Source organism: Williamsia sp. R60 (assembly GCF_054063855.1).
On the sequence record NZ_JBSSGR010000003.1, the window covers coordinates 1143470 to 1164012 of the forward strand.

Genomic DNA, 20543 nt, shown 5'->3' on the forward strand with positions numbered 1-20543 from the left:
GTAAATGACTGATGGCAGAACGCGTTTGCAGGGCAAGGTCGTGTTGGTCACCGGCGCAACCGGAGGGATCGGCGTTGAGATCGTGCGCCGACTCGCCTCCGAGGGCGCGACCCTGGTGGTGACCGATCTTGCGCTCGACGGTTGCGAGAAGCTGGTCGCAGGGCTGGATTCTCCACAGAACCATCAGGCGCTCGGTCTCGACATCGCGTCCGAGCAGCAATGGATCTACGCTGTAGATCGAGTGTCTGAACGCTTTTCGCGGCTCGATGCGGTTGTCAACAACGGTGCCATCGGAAGCCTCGAATCTGTTGTCGATGAGAGTCTGGACCGGTACAACAGGGTCATCGAGGTCAGTCAGACCGGTACCTGGCTCGGGATGAAGCACGCGGGAGCATTGGTCGAGCAGTCCGGTGGCGGCTCGATAGTCAACATCTGCTCGATCCTGGGCACAGTTGGTGGGATGGGGAACAGCTTTGCCTATGCCGCAGCCAAGGGAGCGGTCAGGACCATGACGAAGAACGCCGCCCTGCACTGGGCGACCAAAGGTGTGCGCGTCAATTCGATCCATCCGGGGTTCATCGAGACCCAGCAGTTGCTCGATCGGTATGAGGGCACTGAACGTCATCGCGCGATGCTCGCCAATACACCGATGGGCCGGCTCGGGCGGGCGTCCGAGGTCGCGGCAGCGGTCGCCTTCCTGGCCGGCGACGACGCCACGTTCATCACCGGTAGCGAGCTGAATGTCGACGGTGGCTGGACCGCCGCCTGACAGCGCCTGTGAGGAAGACCTGGTCGGCAGCAGGGTGGATGGATTGCGTGCTGTCACCGCACGGTGAAGACATCCACTCCTTCTCGGTGTTCGACGTTCAGCCTGCCGCGCTCGGCGAGGACATCGAGGTGTGCCAGTGTTTCGCACGTGGCGACCATCTGGTTGAAGTTGTCGAGGGTGTCGAACGGCCGCTCGCGGCGAGTCCAGGTGAGTGCCTGTGCGACAGCGAGTCCCGTTGGCGTACTCAGGCTATCGACAGCGTTGATGGTGGCCGCGAACCGTCGCTCGTGGTGCGCGAGGAGTTCATGCACCCGCGCGTGCACACCCGATCCGGTGTTCCCGTGCGACGGCAACATGATGTGGTCATTGTGTTCGAGCATCAGCTCGAGTGACCGAAGGTACTTGTCGAGGGGGAGATCCCAATCGCCGAGCTCGAAGCCGATGGACGGGGTAATCGTCGGCAACACATGGTCGCCGGTGTAGCTGACGCCGCGATCCGTATCTTGGAACACCATGTGCCCCTTGGTGTGTCCGGGAGTGTGAACCGCAGTCAACGAGTGGCCGGCCAGGAGCAGCGGTCCGTCGGTCAGCCAGGTGTCGGGCGGTTCCCAGTCCGCGGCCGCGAATGGCTCATCGACGGAGTCGTTGTACGCCCGTTCGGCGATCCGACGTGCCCCTGCCCGATTCAGTTCGCGGAGTGAACTCTCCGGGACGTTCGTCCCGAGTCGGGCGATTGCCTCGATGCCGACCATTTCGCCGCTCCCCAGATGGACTCGGCATCCGTGCCTGCGTCGCAGTTCGACGGCAAACGTGTAGTGATCACGGTGCACGTGCGTCACATAGATGTCGTGGATGTCGTCCGGGGCGCGCCCGATTGCCGAGAGCGCCCGCGTCAGTTCGTCGTAGGTGTCCTCGCGGTGCCAACCGCCGTCGATGAGGGCAAGGCCACTGTTCGTCTCCAGCGCATAGACATTGATCGCCCGCAGGCCGTCTCCGGGCATCTGCAGTGGGATTCGATGGATGCCATCGGCCACGGGGAAGCAGCCGGGCTCGGACCACGGCGCAGGGGTCACGACGTGGCGACGAGGGGAACCAGGGTCTTCTCTTCGCCATACCAGATCATCCGGCGGCCGCCCATGTCGCCGACGTTCGCCACAGCCGCTTTCCATTCCGGACTTGCCAGTGCGGCTTTGAGTGCCTCGGGGGATTCAAAGCTCAGGACCGACAGTCCATCCCAGCCTGCCGACTTGTCGTCGAAGGTCTCCTGCAGGTCCGTGTGTTGCCAACGCAGCAGTCCGGGCAACTTGTAAGTTGGTTCGGCATGCTCGCCGCGCCACCAGTCAATGAACTGTTCATGAGTCCAGGCACTTGGGCGCGTCCCCAGGACGATCAGGTTGTACACGATTGCTCCTAACTGAATTCTGTTCATTTTTGATGGCCGCCCCAAGAGCTTACGGGTTTGCGCGAGTATCAGGGCCGCACGATCCTCAGTGCGGCATCGGTGACCGTCGTGTTGATCTGTTCGAGGGTGAGTTTGCCCTCGGGTCGGTACCAGCGCCACACGCTGATGATCAGCGGCAGAACGAGTCGCCCGAGCATGCGAGGGTCTTCATCGATGAACGCCCCGCTCTTGATGCCCGACGCGATCAGCGCAGTCCACTTCACCTCGATCTCGTGAACGAGTTCGCGGCACCGGATCCGCTCGGCTTCTTCCTTCTCCGACTGCCGTGGCGTCGCGAGTAAGTCCATGTGATTCTGCAGGATTCGACGCTGTAAGGCGTCGGTCGGAGAAGCTTCCAATGCCGCCGTGATCGCAGCCCTCAGCGCAGCCTCGGGGTCGGATTCGGACGCGGTGGCCGCGTCGAAACGCTCGACCGAATCAGCCAGCTCGAGGCGCATGATCGTGAGCAGGCAATGCGCCTTCGACTCGAAGTAGTGGTACAGCGCAGTCTGCCCGATGCCGACGACGTCGGCGATGGACGCCCACTTGGTGTGCTCGTAACCGACCTTGCCGAACTGGTCGATCGCAACCGCGAGGATGCGGCTGCGTTTGGACCGCGGGCTCTCGCGTCGCACAGTGGCATCAACCGTCATCGTGGACCCCCGGGACGTTGTCAGGAATGTGTTTGTTCACGTTACCGCAGTTGACTTGAACTCGGGTCGGCTTGTGCGACCAGTTTGGAGGCCAGTCCGACCGCGTCGGGCCGCGACAGCTTGCCCACCCGATTCTGCGGCAGATCCTCGACCGTGAACAGGTATTCAGGCCATTTGAACTTGGGGAAGTCGGACCGGGCCAATTGGTCGGTGACTTCCTCGAGGGTCAACTGTGGGCCACCGGTGACCACCAGCGCTGCGGCCCTCTCGCCGAGCAGGTCATCTGGAACGGGCACCACGCAGACCTGGACCACCTGCGGAATGGACGCGATCGCCGCTTCGAGCTCGTTGATGTCGATGTTGCGGCCCCCGCGGATGATGATCTGCTTCTGCCGGCCCATCACCCGGATCGAACCGTCCTCGGCTACCTCGACGAGGTCCCCGGTGGGCAGAAAACCGTCTGCCGTCAGTTCGGGCGGTGTCGGGATGCCGCCGCGGGCGTAGCCGACGAACAGTGAAGGTCCCTTGACCTGGGCGTCGCCGATCTCGCCTGGCGCCACCGGAACCCCGGTCGCATCGACTGCCCGCACGATGGTCCCGGGGAAGGGGCGGCCGTCGCGGCCAAGGCGGATCGCCGGCGGGTCGTCGAGTTCAGGGGTGGTGTGCCCGAGGCACTCCGACATTCCGAACACCCGCAGAAAGGTGGTACCCAGGTGTGTTTCCGCCTGCAGCAAAGCTCGCTCGTTCATCGGCCCGCCGCCTACCGTCATCGCGCGCATCGAGGACAGTGCACCCGCGGCGCTCTCGACCACGGACAGCTGCAGAGCCATCGTCGGCACGAGCATCGTCCATGCGACCCGTTCGCGGGCCATCACCTCCAGCGCGACAGCGGGCGACCACTTGCCGACCGAGACCATGGTCCCGCCGAGGTAGGCCGGAAGGTACATCCCGAAGCAGTAGGCGGCCACCGACGACAGCGGCACGAACGCGCCGATCGGTTCTCCGGCCTCGAGCCCGACCACATCGATTGTGCTCTGGCAGGCGTAGCGGATCGCTTCCTCGGACTGCACAACGCACTTCGGGCGCCCCGTCGACCCTGATGTCATGGCGATTGCAGCACCGCCGCGCCATCGATCGGTGTCTCTGAACGCCTGTCGAGATCGGATCCGATGCGAGCCGAATGCGTTGCCCAGTACAGGGAAGTCTGTGTCCGAGACGGCCCAGTGGGTCAGCGATTTCTCCTCGGCCACAACCAGATCGGGGTCGATGTCTTCGATCGCGAGCTCGAATTCGGATTCGGCGGCGTGTGGGCTGAACACCGCGACCACACCACCACGCATACCCACCGCCAACGCGGCCGCCACGGTGTGCCAGGTGTTGTCGGCCTGGATGAGAGCAGTCGGAGGGCTCGTGTCGACGGCAGCGATCTGGTCGGCCAATTCCTGCGCGGCCGCAACGACCTCGGAAACGCTGTGGCTGCCGAGATCGTCGACGACAGCGATCGCGTCCGGGATGGACGCGGCCCTGGCGAGCATTTCCTGTGCGAGTAGCTTCACTGCGCTGTCTCTTTCTCGAGGCTTCGGTGTCGGGGAGCGGACGGGATGATCACCGCGCGTCCAGCAATCGAGCCGGCACGCAGCAATCGGTACACGTCGGGGGCCTCGCTCAAAGGGTAGGTCTCGGTCTCGGCGTGGAGGCGACCTCGGGCGGCGAGGTCGACCACGGCTGCCAGGTCGGTCCTGGTGCCCCAGAAGGGAGCACTCGCCTCCCATCCGTTGACCAGGCCGACGTCTTTGCCGACCGTGAGCCTGCCTCCTCCGCTGCCCACCATGACAACCCGGCCGCCGGGTGCCAACAAGCGCGCGGCCGGTTCGACCGTGGTCGGTGCCCCGGCGAAATCGAAGATCAGGTCGGCGCCTCCGAGTCCGGTGACGGCTTCGGCGGCGTCAGCGACGGTGAGATGAGCGGTGAGCGCTCCCAACGTCTGTGCCAGAGCCAGTGAACTGGCCCGGGTGTCCACGGCGACGATCTGGCTGACGCCCATCTCGCGGAGGATCTGGAGTGCGAGATGCCCGAGCCCACCGATACCGATCACCACGGCGACGGTGTTCTCGTCGATGAGGTCGGAGTTCGTGCGGATCGCGTGGTACGCGGTGAGTCCCGCATCGGCGAGTGGCGCGGCCTCGGCGTGGTCGAGTGAACCGATCGGCACCAACACGTCGGCCGATGGTACGAGCATCAGCTCGGCGAGTCCGCCCGGCCGGCCGAGCCCGTTTCCGATCGGCGCGAGCCTGCCGTTGGCGTGTGGTGCCAGCCGCAGGCAGTAGTTCTCCCGCCCGCGCAGGCAATTGCGGCAACTCCGGCAGGACCAGATACCCTGGACGACAACGGATTTGCCTATCCACGCTGGGTCGGTTGCCGGCCCGGCCTCGACCACCGTGCCGGCGACCTCGTGTCCGAGTGTCAGCGGCAGGGGGTAATCGAAGCGCCCTTCACCGGCATCCATGACGTGCAGATCAGAACGACACAGGCCGACAGCGCCGACCTCGAGGAGCAACTCCGTGCCTGTGGGTTGCGGCTCAGGGATGCTGCGCAATTGCGGGGGAGCGCCCCATCGGGTGAGTTGAACCGCCAACATCAGCGAGCGGTCCATCCGCCGTCGACGACCAGGGCCTGACCGGTCATGTAGGACGAGGCGTCCGACGCGAGGAAGAGTACGGCGCCATCGATCTCTCCGTCGGTTCCGCCGCGCCCGAGCATCGTGTTGCGGCGAACCCAGCCGGCCGACTTCTCGTTCTCGAAGAGTCCGTCTGTCATCTCGGTGTCGAACCAGCCAGGGACCACGGCGTTGACCCGAATGCCTCGACGGCCCCACTGGCCGGCGAGTTCCCTTGTCAGACCGAGGGTCCCGGCTTTGGAGGCCGCGTAACTGGCTCCTCCGATCGGTGCGGTGGACACCAGGCCGATGACCGAGGAGATGTTGATGAACGAAGCGTGGTCCCCGTCGGCCATCTGCGTGGCGGCGTAGGTGGACAGATGGAATCCTGCGACCAGATTGAGTTCGAGGATCGAGTTGAATCCGTCGACGGTTTCGTCCTCCGCGTTCGGCGGTCCGGGCCGTCCTGCGTTGTTGACCAGGATGTGAAGGCGCCCTGAGTCGCGATGCGCTCGGTCGACCAGGGCCCGCCGCTCGGCGTCGACCGTGACATCGCACCGAACCGGGACGATGCGATGGTCCGCCGCGGCCAGCTCTTCGAGTCGATCGAGCCGCCGCGCGGCGGCGTACACGGTCGCGCCCGCGGCCGCCAGGGTGCGGGCGAATCCCAGCCCGAGGCCCGACGAAGCGCCGGTCACAATTGCCGTGCGGCCGCTGAGGTCGAACAGTTCACCGGGTGTCGCAGCGGGGGAAAAAGTGTTTGCTGTCATTGTTTCCCGTCGTTTCAGTAGACCGCGGTCCGGCCGCCGTCGACCGGGATCACGGCGCCGGTGGTGTAGCCCGCAGCGTCACCCGCGAGATGCGTCACGAGGCCGGCGATCTCATGAGGATTGCCGAGGCGCCCCGCCGGGAGCCGGTCGATGATCTTGCCGATGAACTCATCGTCCCAATTCTCCGCCATATCGGTGGCGAATCCGCCGGGCATGATGCAGTTGACCCGCACTGTCGGGCCGTACTCTTGTGCGAACGCCATCGTGAGAGCGTTGAGTCCGTTCTTGGCGGCCGCATACATGGCCTCCGGAGGGCTCGGACGCACAGCGCCGATGCTGGAGATGTTGATGATCGAGCCGCCTCCGTTGTCGACCATCCTCGCCCCTGCCACAGCCATGAGCCGGAACGGTCCCTTGAGGTTGACCTCGATCGTCTTGTCCCACAGCGACTCCGTCACCGACACGAGATTCTCGGCGAGTGGGGCGATGCCGGCGTTGTTCACGACGATGTCGAGACTGCCGTACTCGGCGATGATCTGGTCCACGGCGGGTTCGATCGAGTCCCACTGTCCGACGTGGAGCGCGAACGGGTGGGCGCTTCCGGGTCCCGAGTCACCGAGGCTCGCGACGGCGGCCTCACATGCCTCGAGTTTGCGGCTCGAGACGATGACCGTGGCTCCCGCGTCGCGTAGGCCGCGGGCGATGGCCAGTCCGAGGCCGCGGCTGGCTCCGGTCACCAAAGCGATCTTGCCGTCCAAATATGGTGTGCTCATTTGTATTTCTTCACCTCGAGGCGGGCGATGGTGCGCAGGTGCACCTCGTTGGGGCCGTCAGCGATCTGCAGGGCACGTGTGATGGCATGCAACCGGGCGAGGATCGTATCGTCGCTCACCCCGGCGGCGCCGTAGGTCTGCACGGCGCGGTTGACCACGTTGTGGGCGACCTCCATGGCTGCGACCTTGATGGCAGCCACTTCTGAGCGTGCCGAGGCGTTTCCCTTGGTGTCCATCAGCCAGGACGACTTGAGAACCAGGAGCCGGATCTGATCGATCTCGATGCGGCTGCGGGCTATCCACTCGCGAACGACTCCCTGGTTCGACAGCGGTCCGCCGAAAGCGACGCGCTGCAGCGACCGGCGGCACATCATCTCGAGGGCACGCTCGGCCATACCGATCGCGCGCATGGCGTAGTGCATCCGGCCCGGCCCAAGGCGTCCCTGCGCGATGGCGAACCCGTCGCCCTCGCCTCCGAGCATGTTCGCCGCAGGCACCCGGACGTCGGTGAACTGAACTTCGCCGTGTCCCAGACGGTCTTTGAATCCGAACATCGGGAGGTCACGCAGCACCTCGACGCCGGGGGCATCGGCGGGGACCAGGATCATGCTCTGCTGCCGATACGTCGGCCCGACGGGATCGGACTTGCCCATGAAGATGATCAGTTTGCAATCCGGATCGAGGACACCGGACGTGTACCACTTCCGGCCGTTGAGCACGTACTCATCACCATCACGCAGGATGGTCGACGTGATGTTCGTGGCATCGGAGCTGGCGACATCGGGCTCGGTCATCGCAAAAGCTGATCGAATGCTGCAGTCCAGCAGGGGTTTGAGCCACTGCTCCTTCTGCGCGTCGGTACCGAACATGGCGAGGATCTCCATGTTCCCGGTATCGGGCGCCGAACAATTGATCGCCTCGTTACCGATGATCGAGCGGCCGACGACCTCTGCCAGGGGGGCGTACTCGAGATTCGTGAGACCGGCGCCGAGGCCGTCGTGTGTCATGAACAGATTCCACAAGCCCAGTTCACGCGCCTTCGCCTGCAGATCCCGCATGACCTGCGGTTGCTCGTGAGGGTTGTCATTGGCGGCAATCTGCGCGTCGTACACCTTTTCGGCGGGGTACACGTACTGGTCCATGAAGCTCTCCAGCGTGACGAGCAGTTCCTCGGTGCGAGGCGAATAGGAGAAATCCACGGTGAAACTCCTGTGGGTTGAAGGTCAGCTAACGAGTAGTGCGGTGCCGGTGTCGATCAGGCGGTTGATGGTGGCCGGCAGCTTCTCCTGATCGGGGTCGTGATGCCGACCCTCACGGTGCCGCCGCAGATTGTGTCCCATGATGGCCGCCATCTTGAGGCGCCCGAGGGCGTCGAACCATGTGAGTTCGGGCAGCGGTCGGCCGCCATCGGTGTAGAGCTCGATGAGCTCGTCGGTCGAGGGAAGTCCGGAGACCTCACGGCCGACACCTGGAAAGTTGCTCCCGTCGGCGAAGACAAAGAACCAACCCAGTTCCACTCGGGGGTCGCCCGCACTCCAGATCTCCCAATCGATCAGTGCCACCGGTTCGGTTCCCCGCGACAGGATGTTGCCCAGTCGGTAGTCACCGTGTACCAGTGCGGGTTTGATCGGTTCGGGTACGCCGCTCTTCAGCAGCTCCAGGAGCGTGTCCCCGCCGACCACCAGTTCGGGCGGCACTGCGGCCAGGGTGCGCGCCCACCGCTCGAGTTCGGCGGCGGGGGTCAAAGGCTCGTTGATGCCTGCGATCACGGTGAAGTCGATGTGGTGCAGCCGCGGCAGGATCTCGGCGGCCCGTCGCATCCGGCTCGCCGCAAGTGCCGGCTCGACCTCGGGATCGTCGAGCACCGGCTCGAGCGACTCACCCGCAACGAACTCCATGGCAAACCATGCCGGTTCGGTGCGGTCCACGGCCACGACGCGCGGAACCGGGACGTCTGTGTCCACCAGCGCCTGCAGGATGGTGGCCTGTCGCAACATGTCGTGTCGGCCGATCGAGCGCTGGCCTTCCGGAACTGCCTTGATCACGACGTCGCCACCATCGGTCGACACCCGGTACGTCAGTCCAGAATGGCCGCCGGGCAAGGTCTCGAACCCCGTCATGACCAGACCGCAGTCGGTCAAGAGTTTCTCGGCGACGCGATCTCGAAGGGACGGCGCGTTCATGGGCGTGGCTCCCGGGGTAGGCCGAGTACACGCTCGGCGATGATGTTGTGCTGGATTTCGTCTGTGCCGCCGGCGATCCTGTATCCGGGAGCACCGAGAACGTGCTCGGACCACGCGTACGTGCCCCAGACTCCGGAGTCGGACGTCAGGTCGCGGCCGAGCAGCAGACGGACGACCTCGGAGGTACGGGCCATGGTGTCGGTGGCCAGCAATTTGCCCAGCGACGCCTCGGGCCCTGGATCCTCACCTGCGACCACGGCCCCCGCGACCCTCATGTTGCTGATCCGCTGCACGTAGCTGCGGGTCACGAGATCGGCGACTCGGTCCTTTTCCAGGTCACTGAGCGGGCGGCCCAGGTTGCGGGCCAACTCGACGGCCTGGTCGGCGTTGGCGAGTCCGAGGTTTCCGCCGTCGAGGCGCTCGGCGGCCAAGACGGTGAGCGCCACCTGCCAGCCTTTGCCCACCGGGCCGAGCCGGTGGGTGTCGTCGAGTTGCACCCCTTCGAGGTAGACCTCGTTGAACGAGGTGCCACCTGTCATCTGGCGGATCGGGCGCACGGTGACACCGGGGGAGTTCATCGGGATGAGAAAGACCGTGAGGCCGTGGTGTTTCGGGACGTCTGGATCGGTTCGGCACACTGCGACCCCGATGTCGGCGACTGTCGCGCCAGAAGTCCAGACCTTGTGGCCGTCGATGGTCCAGGTGCCGTCCGATTCGACGGCGCGGGTTCGGACGGCGGCGAGATCTGAGCCGGCCTCGGTCTCGGAGAACAGCTGACAGGCGATCAGATCGGTGCGCAGCATCGCTCGGACGTACTGGTCTCGCTGATGAGGCGTTCCCCACTGAGCGATGGTGGGAGCCACGAGTTGCTGTGTCACCGAGAACATCTCAGTGCGTTTGGGGACGTCGAAGCCCTCTTCGATGCGGCGAAACGCCAGCGTGTACGAGAGGGGTAGGTTGTGGCCGCCATATTCGGTCGGGGACGACAGCGCGCCCCAGCCGGCGTCGAACTTGGCCCGTTCGTACTGTGAGATCTGCTCGGTGTGGGCCTTTTCCTCGGCCGCGGTCCAGCTTTCGAAGACCGCGACCGAATCATCACCCACGCCCCAAGGGGCCTCGGTGCGAGGTGCGGCGACGCTGTGCAGCCATGCCTTGGCCTGCTCGGTGAACTGACCGAGGTCAGGGAAAGTCTGCTGCGCGCTCATACCGTCAACACCGTGCATGCGCTGATCCCGGGCGCACCGTAGACATGGGTGAAGCCGGCCTTCGGAGTACCGAATACTTGGCGCGCGCCGGCTTCCCTGCGTAGCTGGGTGACGATCTCGTGGACCTGCCGAAGCCCTGATGCACCGATGGGCTCACCGTTGGCGATGCACCCGCCATCGGTGTTGACCGGTATGCGGCCTTGGATCTCGGTTGCACCAGCGGCGATCAAACTCTCTTGCTCACCCGGTTCGCAGAAGCCGCACTCGGCCATGTGCATGATCTCCGCGCCGCTCTCGGTGTCTTGCAGCTGCGCGACGTCGATGTCGGACGGCCCGATACCGGCTTGCTCGAAGGCGGCGTGCGCGGCGTCGGCGCTGACGCTGGTGGGTTCACCGTTACCCTGGACTGCCGGGCTGAAGACCTCGAAGGAGCCAAAACGTCTGGTGCGGTGAGAGATCGCGCGGAGCTGAACGGGACGACCGCCCAACCTGCGCACGGCCGCATCGCTGGCGACGATCACCGCAGCGCCGCCCTCGCCGGGCGAACAGAACATGTAGCGGGTGAGGGGATCGTTGACCATGTCTGCCGTCGCGATCGCTTCCACGCTCATTGCTTCGCGTCGCCAGGCGTTCGGATTGAGAGCGCCGTTACGGTAAGCCTTTGCGGCCACCCGGGCCAGGGTGTCGCGGGAAATGTTGTGCTGGTGCATGTATCGAAGAATCTTCGACCCGAAGAATTGTGTTGTCACCATGAGACCGGCCTCGCCGTATCCGTCTGGCAGGCCCCATTCGGCCGGCTTGGGGTCGAAGGCACCGCGCGGATGTTTGTCGAATCCCACGGCGAGAGCGATGTCCGCAGCCCCGGCGCGGACCGCGTTGACCGCCGAGAACAGTGCGCTACCGCCGGTGGCGCAACCGTTCTTCACGTTGGTGAACGGGATGCCGGTGAAGCCCAACTCCGCGACGAGCGTATCGGCCAGGCCCGACCCGTCGCTGCCACCGAAGGCCACCTGGACATCGGGCCACGTGAGCCCGGCGTCGTCCAGGGCGTTACCGATCGCGGTGACCGCCATCTGGCGGCCAGTGATGCCCGGCTGCCGACCGAACTGTGACAGCCCGGCGCCGATGATCGAAACAGTCTGCGTCACCGGCGAGCTCCAGACGGTGGTGTGGTGCCGACGGCAAACCGGGGCACCGGTGAGATGGAAACCAGGCTCACCGGTGCTCGGTCCAGTTCCGTGAAGTCGTCACAATCGAGGATTGCTTGAATCTTGATTCCCTCAGGGAGTTCCACATATCCCACCGCGAAGGGCGAAAAGCCCTCAGCGGGTGGGATATACGGTGGAGATTTGGGCGGGAAGCGCTGAATTGTGTACGCCCAGACGGTGCCGTGCGTGCTCAGCTCCACCGCGGTCGTGGTTCGCGTGGCACATCTGCTGCACATGTCGTTGACAGGGAAAGCGACTGTCCCACAGACGCTGCACTTGCTTCCGTCGAGCACCGCGCTTGGTGTCTCGCCCATTTTCTGTCCTCTCCGAAGTGGTGGTGATTGTCAGCCGATCAGCGGCCGACCCACTTCGGCTCACGCTTTTCGAGGAATGCGGTGACACCTTCCCGGCCGTCTTCGGACTGCAGCGCGTTGCCTACCGCGAGGTGCTCCATGACCATGAGGGACTGGATGTCTGCGTCGAGGCCGCGGTCGATGGTCATCTTCGTGAGCTTCATCATGAAGGGGCTCTTGTCGGTGAGCTGGGCGATGAACTCTTCGACCGTCTGGTCGAGTTTGTCAGCCGGGGCCGAGGCGTTGATGAGGTCGAAGTCGGCCGCCTCGATGCCCGAGAGGAGCTTGCCCGTGAGCATCAGTTCCTTGGTCTTGCGGATGCCGATCATGCGGGGCAGACGGTAGATCGGGCCGGCGCCACCGAACAGTGCGCGTCGGATGTGGAAGTCGCCGATCTTGGCATCGTCCGCGGAGATCGCGAAGTCGCACGAGATCATGAGTTCGAAGCCGCCCGCGGTGACGTAGCCCTCGAGCACTGCGACCGACGGGGTGTTCATCGAGTACAGGCGGTCGCAGACCTTGGCCGAGAGGACCGCGACGTCCATCGCGTTGGTGCTGCCGACGTAGTCGGACAGCAGGATGTCCAGGTCGAATCCCGAGCAGAAGGTGTTGTTCACCCCGCGAAGAACGAGGACCTTCAGGTTCGGATCGGCGTCGACCTCGGCGATGATCTCGTCGAGCCGGTACAGCAGCTCAGGAGTCACCGCGTTCTTCTTGTGCGGTCGGTTCAGCCACACACGGGCGACGTCTCCGTCTTTCTCCAACAGGATGTGGTCGGTGTCAACCATCTTGTACCTTTCGTTTGACTTCAAATTGAACTGGATTCACTTCAGTTTTACTCGCTAGACGCGACAGCGTCAATAGCCTTGGCCACGGAAACCCGATTGAGCGGGCCTGTCGACGATCAGATGCCGATCAACTCCGCTATGCGCGCGCGATGTGAGCGCGAATCACCTTGCAGCGCCTCGTTTCCCAGCGCTCGCCGGAAGTAGGAGTGGACGGGATGCTCCCACGTGAAACCGACGCCGCCGTGGAGCTGGATGGCCTCGCTCGCGGCCTCGATGGCAGCGTCGGTACACACCGCACCGGCTACTGCGACGGCCAACCGTGCATCGTCCGGATCGTCGGCGTACACCGCCGCGGCGTAGCGCGAGGCCGATCTGGCGCTTTCCAGCGTCATGAGCAGGTCTGCTAGTCGGTGTTTGATGGCCTGGAAGGAGCCGATCGGGCGACCGAACTGTTCTCGCGTCGCAACGTGGTCGAGGGTCAATTCGAGCAACCGATCGGTCATCCCGGTGTTCTCGCAAGCCAGTGCAAGTGTTGTGAGGTCAGCGATCCGGGTGCGGAAGGTCTCGACGTCCGCGGTACCGATCAGCGGAAGGGCCGAGACGCCTTCGAAGACGATGTCGGTCTGCCGCCGGGTGGGGTCGATGACCTTACGGTCGATCCGAGACGTGGTCTCGGCGCCGGCGGCGAAGATTTGACGCCCGTCAGGGGCTTCGGCCGACACGACGACCACGTCCGCCGCATTGCCGGCGACCACATGCGTTGCGCGGCCCACCAGCGACCACTGGCCGTCGGTCTTCTCGGCACGCACCCCGTCGTGCACGGGATCAAGCGTGCTCACGGCGACGACGAGTCCGTCGTCCACGGCTTGGGCAAGAAGTGGGGCAACGGCGCCGTCTGCGGCGCCGAGCAACAGTGCCTGGGTTCCCACGATGGCCGATGACAACACCGGCTCGCATATGAGGGCGCGGCCACATTCTTCGAGAATGATGCCCAATTCGACAGTCCCATAGCCTAATCCGCCGTTCGACTCCGGTACGGCAAGGGCTGCGACCGACATCTCGTCCACCAGTCGTCCCCACAGGTCCCGGGAGAAGCCGGGCTCGGTCTCGGCGATATCGCGGGTCGAAGCGACATCGCTGTGTTTGGTCAACAGGCCGCGCACGGCCGAACGCAGTCCCCGCTGTTCTGCGCCGGGCGTCAGAGCCGGCGGTTCCGAGCGGGGCCAGGGATCTGCGGCGGTCGACGAGGGTTGGTAAGTCATGTCGGTCCAGTCGAGTTGAGTTCAGTTTGGTGACCTGAGAGTAACCCGGGAAGGTCTCGACAAGAAGGGTTTTACTGAACTAAGTTCATTTCATGAGCATTTTGATCGAGGACTACTACGCCGCGGTGGACAGCGGGGCGCTCGAGGAAGCGGTGTCGCTGCTGTCCGAAGACGTTCGGTTCGCCATGGTGTTGCCTTCGGGGACAAATCGCGGCTCCGGGCGTGAGGCCATGCTCGACTATCTGCGAAACCGGCCGAAGGTCAACCGCAAACACAAGCTGCTTCGCGTGGCCGCAGACGAAGATGTGCTCTTCGCGCACGGCGCGGTGACGGAAAACGACACCACCACAACCGGCTACTTCGTCGGCGTGATGCATGTCGACGCAAACGGCGGCATAGACCGCTACCAGGTGTCGTTCGACCCCGAGTTCGGGCTGCTGTCCGACGTTGCCGCTGCTGAAGGAGCATCCTCGTGAGCGCGTTGATCCCGACACCCGTGCTGGCTCGCTGGTTCGAGTACATGGACTCCGATGACCCCGACCGCGTGCTGACGATGATCACCGACGACTTCATGATGTCGGTGCAGTTCTCCAAGGGCGGCGGTCAGTCTGCGGAGTTCGTCGGAGATCGCGACGGACTCATCGCGTATCTCGACCAGCGTGAAAAGAGCACGCTGGTGCATCACATCGACAGCGGCGCTGTGGTTTCTGATGTCGAACTCGTTCTGGGACGCACCACCCGCAACGGCGATTTCGAGGCGTCGTTCAACGCAACCGCTCAGCTCGATGCGGCCGGCAAGGTCCGCCGGTTGCTCATCGCGCGAACTCCAGAGGTTGCATTCGGCTGAGCGCGGCCCTCGCGCCGTTCACTCACCGAGCCGACACAAGGTCTTGCCGGTGTTGTCGCCGCGCAGCATTGCGATGAGCGCCGATGGCGCTTCCTCGAGGCCATGAAAAACCAATTCGCTGTACTTCATTCGGCCATCGCGGAGGTAGCCGGCGATCTCTGATCGCATGTCGGCCGCGAGGTGATTGAACGAGCCCGCACGAAATCCCTCGATCCGAATACCTTTCGAGACGAGTTGGAAGAGGTTCGATGGTCCGGGCGACGGCGTGGTGTTGTCGTAGTCGGCCAATGCGCCACACATGGCGACCCGGCCCCCGGGACGCATGTTGTCGAGTGCTGCGGCGAGGTGATCGGATCCGACACTGTCGAAGTAGACGTCGATCCCTCCGGGCGCAGCTCGCTCTACGAGTTCGGTGATCGGACGCGCGTGATAGTCGAACGCGGCGTCGAGCCCGAGTATTCGTTCCAAGTAGTCCGCCTTCTCACTGCTGCCGGCAGAACCGATCACCACCGCGCCACGCTGTTTGGCGAGTTGCGCCGCAATGCTGCCGACGGCTCCCGCCGCGGCCGACACCCACACCGTGTCGCCCGGCTGTAGGTCGGCGACCGCGATGAGTCCGGCGTACGCCGTCAGTCCCGAACTGCCCAACGGCCCTAGAAACCACTGCAGTGGTAGGTCTTCAGGGTCGAGAGAAGTCAGACCCCCGTAGCCGCCGATGGTGCTTCCGTCGGTGCCGATGACTGCGTAGTCGCGGTATCCGTACATGTGCGACACGATGTCCCCGGGCGCAAAGCCGCTGTTCTCAGATCTTTCGACCACACCCAGAGCCAGCCCGACCAGGGGTTCGCCGGGTTCGAAGGGCGGGAGATATCCGTTCGGGGTCGTCGATCCAAGCCTAATTCGGATCGACGGGTCGATCGAGAGCCAAGTGTTGCGAATCAGGACCTCGCCGGCGGCCAAATCGGGCAGTGGTGCGTCGGTGATCACCAGGTCACCGGTCTGTAGAGGTCCTTCTGGTCTGGATCTCAGGCACAGCAGGCGGTTGTGCGACGGCATCGAGGGGTCTCCTGTTCCGGCTACTAACGGCCAAATGACATGACTTCAGTTCAGGATATCTTGCAATTCTTACCCGCGGTCACGTTTGCTGAACTAAGTTCAGTTTCAGTGAGGAGGCGAACAATGACCGGTGCGACGCAGATGGGGTTCTTCGCACCTCTTCGCGTTCGGCGCCTGCGCCTGCTGCTGCTCGTGGAGCTCGGTGCCAGCGTCGGGGTATGGATCCTTGTACTCGCGGCCCAATGGATCCTCGCCGAAGCAGGGGAGTCCGCGACCACGGTCTCGGCCGTTCAGTTCGCGATCAGCATCCCGTTCTTCCTCTTCGCGCTGCCGATCGGGGCAATAGCCGAGTACACGAGCCATCGTCGGCTCCTCGTGTCGACCTCCGTGGTGCTGCTCATCGCTTCCGCTGCCCTGGTCGTCCTCGATGTACTCGGCGATGTCGGCGTCGGCGTGCTGATGGGCAGTGTCTTCGTTGCCGGGACGGGGTTGGCGATCGTCGCCATCGTCTGGCAGGCGCTGCTACCGCACGTCGTCAGTCGAGACATGATGACGGTCGTTCCCGCGATCGACGGCGCCGTGTTCAACGGGGCGCGGGCGATCGGCCCGCTGATCGGTGGAGCGATCCTCGCCGGTCTCGGCTCCACGTGGGCATTCGCTTCGGTTGGTGTCCTGTTCGCAGGCTGCGCCTTGATAGCGGCCTGGCAGGTGCCGGCCGCGGCCGGTGCCGGTGCGGCACCCAGCCCTATCGGCAAGGCAGTGTCTGGCGGCCTGCGCTTCATCCGTCACTCCCGGTGGACGCGGCGATTACTCCTGCGGCTGACCATCTTTGGAGTGCCGGCCAGCTGCCTGTGGGCGCTGTTGCCGCTCGTCGCACATGATCGCCTCCACACCAGCACGTTCGAGTTCGGGGTGATGTCCGGAGCCATCGGTATCGGGGCTGTGGCGGGCACGGTTGCGCTGATGCCCCTGCGGGCTCGGATGAGTTGGAACCGATTTGTCGCAATGGGCTCGGGCGCTTACGCGGTCGTTCTCGCAGGTATGGCGTTTGTGACCCGCCTCGACGTGATGCTGGTGCTGATGGTGGTCGTCGGCGCCTCCTGGGTGGGTGTCCAGAGCACTTGGATGATCGCGGCCCACCGTGTGGTCCCGCCCTGGATCAAGGCGCGCATCATCGCGTTCATCATGCTGATGTTCCAGGGCAGTCAGGCTGTCGGAGCGATCATCTGGGGTGTGCTCGCCGATGCCGTCGGTCTGGTCCCGGCCGTTTCCACCGCAACGGTGCTCATGGTCGTGGCCGCGGTCGGCGTCCTGCGGAACGGGATCTTCCCCAGTGAAGCCATCGCCCCGGATCCGGCTGACGTGACGTGGTCCGATCCACCGACCGACGGTTACGGCGACCGGCCGGTGACGATCGAAACCACCTACTTCGTTACGGCAAACAGAGTTTCGGCCTTCCTGCAGGACTTCGACGAAGTGCGGCGCTCACGGCTGCGGCTAGGAGCGCTGAGATGCAGGATCATGCAAGCGGCCGACCTCTCCGACACGTACGTCGAGTACTGCACGTTCAACCACTGGGCCGACTACGTCTCCCAGGAGACGGTACGACTGACCGTGCCGGAGCAGCGCTTACGGCGGCGTGTAGAGGCAACGCTGCGGTCCGAACCGGTGACGCGAGTACTCGTTGCACCCGAATGAGCATGTCAGCCAATTTGATTGAAAGAAGAGGTCCGATGTCACCTGAGTTCCCTCATCTGTTCTCCCCGATTGAGCTCGGCGAAATGACCGTGAAGAACCGGCTGGTGGCGCTGCCGGCCGGAACGAGCATGGCCGAGCGGGGTGTCCCCACTCACGGCGACACCGAGCATTTCGAGCGGTTGGCAGCAGGCGGTGTCGGTCTGATCGTCGGCGGGGCCACCGTGGTGCATTCCACGACCACCCTGCGTTCGCGCAAGCTGATCGAGGCATACATCGACGACTATGTGCCTGCCACGGCGGCGAAGGCGAAGGTGATCCATCGGCACGGCGCCCGCTTCGTGGTTCAACTGTGTCACCTCGGTCGGGAGTTCATCGGCGGAGAATCAGACGCGCCACCGTCGGCGCCTTCATCGATCAAGACCGCTCGCGACGCCTACCCGCCCCACGAGCTCACGGTTGCCGAGATCGACGACATAATCGAAGGCTGGCGGATCTCCACGCAGAACGTGGTGAAGGCGGGCGCTGACGGAGTCGAACTGCATGCGGCGCACGGGTACCTGCCGGCTCAGTTCATGTCGCCACTGACCAACAAACGCACCGACAGTTTCGGTGGCTCTTTCGCGAATCGAATGCGCTTCTCCAGGCTGGTGATCGAGGCAATGCGCTCGGTGGTCCCAACGGGTTTTGTTGTCGGCGTTCGTCTCAGCGGTGAAGAAGAAATACCCGGCGGGATGAACATCGATGATTGCGTGCGCATCGCAGAGGACCTGACCGACCTCGGGATCGACTACTTCAGCATCACTCATGGCACCCGCGGGAAGTATGTGAAGGACTCGACAAACGAGGACGCGGTGGCCATTCCGTCTGCATCGAGGGTGCGCGCGGCGACCGGTGTTGCGACCCTTGTCGGACAACGTATTCGGGACGCGGCCACCGCAGATCACGCCATCAAGTCCGGCCACGTCGACATGGTGGGGATGGCACGTGCACTCATCGCCGACCCCGATCTACCGATCAAGTCGGAGAGCGGCAGGCTGGACGAGATCCGGGGATGCCTGGGGATCAACCAAGACTGCAGGGCGTTCGATCCCCACCTCCACTGCGCGGTCAACGCAGAGATCGGTCGCGGTCGCCACCCGCAGATCGGCGTGAAGGTACAGAAGCCGAAAGAGGTCTACGTGATCGGCGGGGGCCCTGGTGGACTCGAGCTGGCGCGTGTCGCCGCCGGTCGCGGTCATCACGTCACCGTCTTCGAGCAGCGCACGGTTCTGGGAGGTGCCGTCCGCGTCGCCGCGGCAGCGCCCCACCGGGCAGCTCTTGGGGATGTCATCGACTACCTCCAGCGAGAGCTCCGCCGGCTGAAGGTTGATGTGAATCTCTCTGCCGGTATCGAAGTCGACGATGTGGAAGACATCCTCGAGGTGGCAGACCACATCGTCGTGGCCACTGGATCCCGGCCCGCAGACCTGCCAGTCGGTCTGCACGGGCGACCAGCGGCGACAGTGGACGACGTGCTGTTAGGGCGACTTCCCGATGTGACGAGTCGCCGAGCGGTGGTGTTCGACGAGGGGGATGGCTTCTGGCCCGCCTACAGTGCAGCGGAGGCGCTCGTGCGGCAGGGATGGCACGTCACCTTTGCGACCCCGCTGACCGGACTGGCGTCACGCGTGCCGGCCGAGAGCGCGGGACCATTACTGCGCCGTCTCGGGACGTCGGGGACCGAGTTCAAGGTGGGGCACACCCTGTTGGTTCCTGACAAGGCGTCGGGGGCGTTGCGCCTGCGACCGGTCTTCGGAGGCGCCGACATCGAGTTCGACGACGTCCTCACGGTGTGGCATCAACCGCGGGTACCGATGTCGACGCTGGGACTCGAGGCCGGACCGTCGGTCAGCATCATCGGTGACTCGGTCACGCCTCGCCGTCTGAGTCATGCCATCGCCGAAGGCTACCGCCTGGGTGCCGAAATAGGAGCCTGAGGCCGGGTTACCCACGTCTGCGCGTTCGCCTGGGCAGCTACTCGAACGGGCTGTCAGAGAGGCGACCCCAGATCACCGATCGCGTTGCGTAGACGGGGGACTATGGAGTCTAGTGGCTGGTTGGTGGACAGGATCACAACGGCGGATGTGGTTGTGTCGGTAGCGTTCTGAAGAACTGTTCGGGCAGTGGCCATTGCGTCGGTGAACTCTTGGTGCGCGTCGGTGATGTCGCCTCGTAGCCAGCGGCGCAGTACGTGGTTGTGGGCGGCGACAACTGCGTGCGCAAAGATCTCATGGCGCAGCTGTGCGGTGGAGTCGTTTGTTGTCGGTTGCAGGTGCCGGTTGAACAGTCGGACATATTTGGAGACGGTGGCGACCTCGTAGTCGCGCAACGCCGGAACAGTTCGGGTGAGGCGGTAGCGCGCCTGCGCCAGTTCGCCTTCGGTGAGGTAGCTGTCGAAGACCGAACGCGCAACGTCGATGACCGCGGACGGCATCGTCTCGGGGTCGGTTCCGGCGAGGTGGCTGTGGGCGCTCTGCAGCAGTGAGTCGTGGTCGGGGAACACGATGGCTTCTTTGGACCCGAAGTGGCGGAACAGCGTTGTCCGGCCAACTTTCGCGCGTGCGGCGATGTCGTCGACGCTGGTCGCGTCGTACCCGTGCTCTTCGAACAGTGCAAAGGCCGCCCGTGCAAGGCGTTGGCGGGTCGATATCGCTGCGGGCATGCCCTTTCCTACCACTGGTACTTGGTACCACAGTTATGGTACTAAGTACCGTAGAAGGCGCCCGAGGTTCGCGCGCACAGTGATCACGAGGAGTGTTCTGATGGCCGGCAACCCCGATTTTGATCTGTTCAAGCTCGGCGAAGAGCATGACGAGCTACGTGCGGCGATCCGGGCTCTTTC

Annotated in this window: 21 protein-coding genes; 5 read left to right on the forward strand and 16 right to left on the reverse strand. The window is 64.3% G+C overall.

Translation table 11 applies throughout. From position 1 onward, the window contains the following. Positions 1-4: 4 nt before the first annotated feature. The gene (locus ACVWY6_RS18805) at positions 5-769 is read left to right on the forward strand and encodes an SDR family NAD(P)-dependent oxidoreductase (protein ID WP_457540107.1); all 765 of its coding nucleotides are present in this window, start codon (positions 5-7) and stop codon (positions 767-769) included. 53 nt (positions 770-822) lie between these two features. On the opposite strand, the gene ACVWY6_RS18810 is transcribed toward ACVWY6_RS18805, so the two are convergent. The 14 genes from ACVWY6_RS18810 to ACVWY6_RS18875 all read right to left on the reverse strand — a co-directional run bounded on the left by ACVWY6_RS18810 (position 823) and on the right by ACVWY6_RS18875 (position 14061). Beyond that, a complete protein-coding gene (locus tag ACVWY6_RS18810; RefSeq protein WP_457540221.1) occupies positions 823-1770 on the reverse strand; it encodes an MBL fold metallo-hydrolase in 948 nt (315 codons plus the stop codon). A 68-nt stretch (positions 1771-1838) separates the two neighbouring features. Then, complete coding sequence (locus ACVWY6_RS18815) at positions 1839-2171, reverse strand: EthD domain-containing protein (RefSeq protein ID WP_030168380.1); 333 nt, start codon at positions 2169-2171, stop codon at positions 1839-1841. A gap of 68 nt (positions 2172-2239) precedes the next feature. Continuing rightward, the gene (locus ACVWY6_RS18820; protein WP_023956838.1) at positions 2240-2863 is read right to left on the reverse strand and encodes a TetR/AcrR family transcriptional regulator; all 624 of its coding nucleotides are present in this window, start codon (positions 2861-2863) and stop codon (positions 2240-2242) included. A gap of 41 nt (positions 2864-2904) precedes the next feature. Next, positions 2905-4398 carry a class I adenylate-forming enzyme family protein gene (locus ACVWY6_RS18825; RefSeq protein ID WP_457540222.1) on the reverse strand — a complete coding sequence of 498 codons (1494 nt, stop codon included), beginning with the start codon at positions 4396-4398 and terminating at the stop codon, positions 2905-2907. A gap of 17 nt (positions 4399-4415) precedes the next feature. Beyond that, positions 4416-5501 (reverse strand): NAD(P)-dependent alcohol dehydrogenase, encoded by a 1086-nt coding sequence (locus tag ACVWY6_RS18830; protein ID WP_457540109.1) that lies wholly within the window; start codon positions 5499-5501, stop codon positions 4416-4418. Next, positions 5501-6289, reverse strand: a complete 789-nt coding sequence (locus ACVWY6_RS18835; protein ID WP_457540111.1) for an SDR family NAD(P)-dependent oxidoreductase — start codon at positions 6287-6289, stop codon at positions 5501-5503. Before ACVWY6_RS18835 ends, ACVWY6_RS18830 begins: the two co-directional genes overlap by 1 nt. Positions 6290-6303: 14 nt before the next feature. After that, positions 6304-7062: an SDR family NAD(P)-dependent oxidoreductase gene (locus ACVWY6_RS18840; protein WP_457540113.1), complete on the reverse strand. Its 759-nt coding sequence runs from the start codon at positions 7060-7062 to the stop codon at positions 6304-6306. After that, positions 7059-8261 carry an acyl-CoA dehydrogenase family protein gene (locus tag ACVWY6_RS18845; protein WP_023956828.1) on the reverse strand — a complete coding sequence of 401 codons (1203 nt, stop codon included), beginning with the start codon at positions 8259-8261 and terminating at the stop codon, positions 7059-7061. Before ACVWY6_RS18845 ends, ACVWY6_RS18840 begins: the two co-directional genes overlap by 4 nt. Positions 8262-8285: 24 nt before the next feature. Next, positions 8286-9245: a phosphotransferase family protein gene (locus ACVWY6_RS18850; RefSeq protein ID WP_457540116.1), complete on the reverse strand. Its 960-nt coding sequence runs from the start codon at positions 9243-9245 to the stop codon at positions 8286-8288. After that, on the reverse strand, positions 9242-10450 hold the full coding sequence (locus ACVWY6_RS18855; RefSeq protein WP_457540118.1) for an acyl-CoA dehydrogenase family protein: 1209 nt from the start codon (positions 10448-10450) through the stop codon (positions 9242-9244). Before ACVWY6_RS18855 ends, ACVWY6_RS18850 begins: the two co-directional genes overlap by 4 nt. Beyond that, positions 10447-11598, reverse strand: coding sequence for a thiolase family protein (locus ACVWY6_RS18860; protein WP_457540120.1), 1152 nt, complete (start codon positions 11596-11598; stop codon positions 10447-10449). Before ACVWY6_RS18860 ends, ACVWY6_RS18855 begins: the two co-directional genes overlap by 4 nt. Further along, positions 11595-11972, reverse strand: coding sequence for a Zn-ribbon domain-containing OB-fold protein (locus tag ACVWY6_RS18865; RefSeq protein ID WP_457540122.1), 378 nt, complete (start codon positions 11970-11972; stop codon positions 11595-11597). Before ACVWY6_RS18865 ends, ACVWY6_RS18860 begins: the two co-directional genes overlap by 4 nt. Before the next feature lie 38 nt (positions 11973-12010). Continuing rightward, positions 12011-12799, reverse strand: a complete 789-nt coding sequence (locus tag ACVWY6_RS18870) for an enoyl-CoA hydratase/isomerase family protein (RefSeq protein WP_023956818.1) — start codon at positions 12797-12799, stop codon at positions 12011-12013. A 116-nt stretch (positions 12800-12915) separates the two neighbouring features. Beyond that, the gene (locus tag ACVWY6_RS18875; protein ID WP_457540124.1) at positions 12916-14061 is read right to left on the reverse strand and encodes an acyl-CoA dehydrogenase family protein; all 1146 of its coding nucleotides are present in this window, start codon (positions 14059-14061) and stop codon (positions 12916-12918) included. A 92-nt stretch (positions 14062-14153) separates the two neighbouring features. On the opposite strand from ACVWY6_RS18875, the gene ACVWY6_RS18880 reads away from it, so the two are divergent. Both ACVWY6_RS18880 and ACVWY6_RS18885 read left to right on the forward strand, forming a co-directional pair. Then, on the forward strand, positions 14154-14537 hold the full coding sequence (locus ACVWY6_RS18880) for a nuclear transport factor 2 family protein (protein WP_457540125.1): 384 nt from the start codon (positions 14154-14156) through the stop codon (positions 14535-14537). A gap of 44 nt (positions 14538-14581) precedes the next feature. Beyond that, on the forward strand, positions 14582-14908 hold the full coding sequence (locus tag ACVWY6_RS18885) for a hypothetical protein (protein WP_457540224.1): 327 nt from the start codon (positions 14582-14584) through the stop codon (positions 14906-14908). A gap of 18 nt (positions 14909-14926) precedes the next feature. On the opposite strand, the gene ACVWY6_RS18890 is transcribed toward ACVWY6_RS18885, so the two are convergent. After that, positions 14927-15964 (reverse strand): NADP-dependent oxidoreductase, encoded by a 1038-nt coding sequence (locus ACVWY6_RS18890; protein WP_457540127.1) that lies wholly within the window; start codon positions 15962-15964, stop codon positions 14927-14929. A gap of 123 nt (positions 15965-16087) precedes the next feature. Here ACVWY6_RS18890 and ACVWY6_RS18895 point away from each other — a divergent pair, with 123 nt between their 5' ends. Both ACVWY6_RS18895 and ACVWY6_RS18900 read left to right on the forward strand, forming a co-directional pair. Then, on the forward strand, positions 16088-17662 hold the full coding sequence (locus ACVWY6_RS18895; RefSeq protein ID WP_457540129.1) for an MFS transporter: 1575 nt from the start codon (positions 16088-16090) through the stop codon (positions 17660-17662). 35 nt (positions 17663-17697) lie between these two features. Continuing rightward, complete coding sequence (locus ACVWY6_RS18900; protein ID WP_030168446.1) at positions 17698-19638, forward strand: oxidoreductase; 1941 nt, start codon at positions 17698-17700, stop codon at positions 19636-19638. 53 nt (positions 19639-19691) lie between these two features. On the opposite strand, the gene ACVWY6_RS18905 is transcribed toward ACVWY6_RS18900, so the two are convergent. Then, the gene (locus tag ACVWY6_RS18905) at positions 19692-20363 is read right to left on the reverse strand and encodes a TetR/AcrR family transcriptional regulator (protein ID WP_023956806.1); all 672 of its coding nucleotides are present in this window, start codon (positions 20361-20363) and stop codon (positions 19692-19694) included. Positions 20364-20543 lie beyond the last annotated feature (180 nt).

Excerpts from the sequence above, each read along its gene's own strand:
- ACVWY6_RS18885 (WP_457540224.1), top strand. The coding sequence starts at position 14,582 with ATGGACTCCGATGACCCCGACCGCGTGCTGACGATGATCACCGACGAC.
- ACVWY6_RS18870 (WP_023956818.1), bottom strand. The coding sequence starts at position 12,799 with ATGGTTGACACCGACCACATCCTGTTGGAGAAAGACGGAGACGTCGCC.
- ACVWY6_RS18890 (WP_457540127.1), bottom strand. The coding sequence starts at position 15,964 with ATGCCGTCGCACAACCGCCTGCTGTGCCTGAGATCCAGACCAGAAGGA.
- ACVWY6_RS18805 (WP_457540107.1), top strand. The coding sequence starts at position 5 with ATGACTGATGGCAGAACGCGTTTGCAGGGCAAGGTCGTGTTGGTCACC.
- ACVWY6_RS18830 (WP_457540109.1), bottom strand. The coding sequence starts at position 5,501 with ATGTTGGCGGTTCAACTCACCCGATGGGGCGCTCCCCCGCAATTGCGC.
- ACVWY6_RS18880 (WP_457540125.1), top strand. The coding sequence starts at position 14,154 with ATGAGCATTTTGATCGAGGACTACTACGCCGCGGTGGACAGCGGGGCG.
- ACVWY6_RS18865 (WP_457540122.1), bottom strand. The coding sequence starts at position 11,972 with ATGGGCGAGACACCAAGCGCGGTGCTCGACGGAAGCAAGTGCAGCGTC.
- ACVWY6_RS18850 (WP_457540116.1), bottom strand. The coding sequence starts at position 9,245 with ATGAACGCGCCGTCCCTTCGAGATCGCGTCGCCGAGAAACTCTTGACC.
- ACVWY6_RS18825 (WP_457540222.1), bottom strand. The coding sequence starts at position 4,398 with ATGCTCGCCAGGGCCGCGTCCATCCCGGACGCGATCGCTGTCGTCGAC.
- ACVWY6_RS18900 (WP_030168446.1), top strand. The coding sequence starts at position 17,698 with ATGTCACCTGAGTTCCCTCATCTGTTCTCCCCGATTGAGCTCGGCGAA.
- ACVWY6_RS18855 (WP_457540118.1), bottom strand. The coding sequence starts at position 10,450 with ATGAGCGCGCAGCAGACTTTCCCTGACCTCGGTCAGTTCACCGAGCAG.
- ACVWY6_RS18895 (WP_457540129.1), top strand. The coding sequence starts at position 16,088 with ATGACCGGTGCGACGCAGATGGGGTTCTTCGCACCTCTTCGCGTTCGG.
- ACVWY6_RS18820 (WP_023956838.1), bottom strand. The coding sequence starts at position 2,863 with ATGACGGTTGATGCCACTGTGCGACGCGAGAGCCCGCGGTCCAAACGC.
- ACVWY6_RS18835 (WP_457540111.1), bottom strand. The coding sequence starts at position 6,289 with ATGACAGCAAACACTTTTTCCCCCGCTGCGACACCCGGTGAACTGTTC.
- ACVWY6_RS18810 (WP_457540221.1), bottom strand. The coding sequence starts at position 1,770 with ATGCCCGGAGACGGCCTGCGGGCGATCAATGTCTATGCGCTGGAGACG.
- ACVWY6_RS18905 (WP_023956806.1), bottom strand. The coding sequence starts at position 20,363 with ATGCCCGCAGCGATATCGACCCGCCAACGCCTTGCACGGGCGGCCTTT.
- ACVWY6_RS18840 (WP_457540113.1), bottom strand. The coding sequence starts at position 7,062 with ATGAGCACACCATATTTGGACGGCAAGATCGCTTTGGTGACCGGAGCC.
- ACVWY6_RS18875 (WP_457540124.1), bottom strand. The coding sequence starts at position 14,061 with ATGACTTACCAACCCTCGTCGACCGCCGCAGATCCCTGGCCCCGCTCG.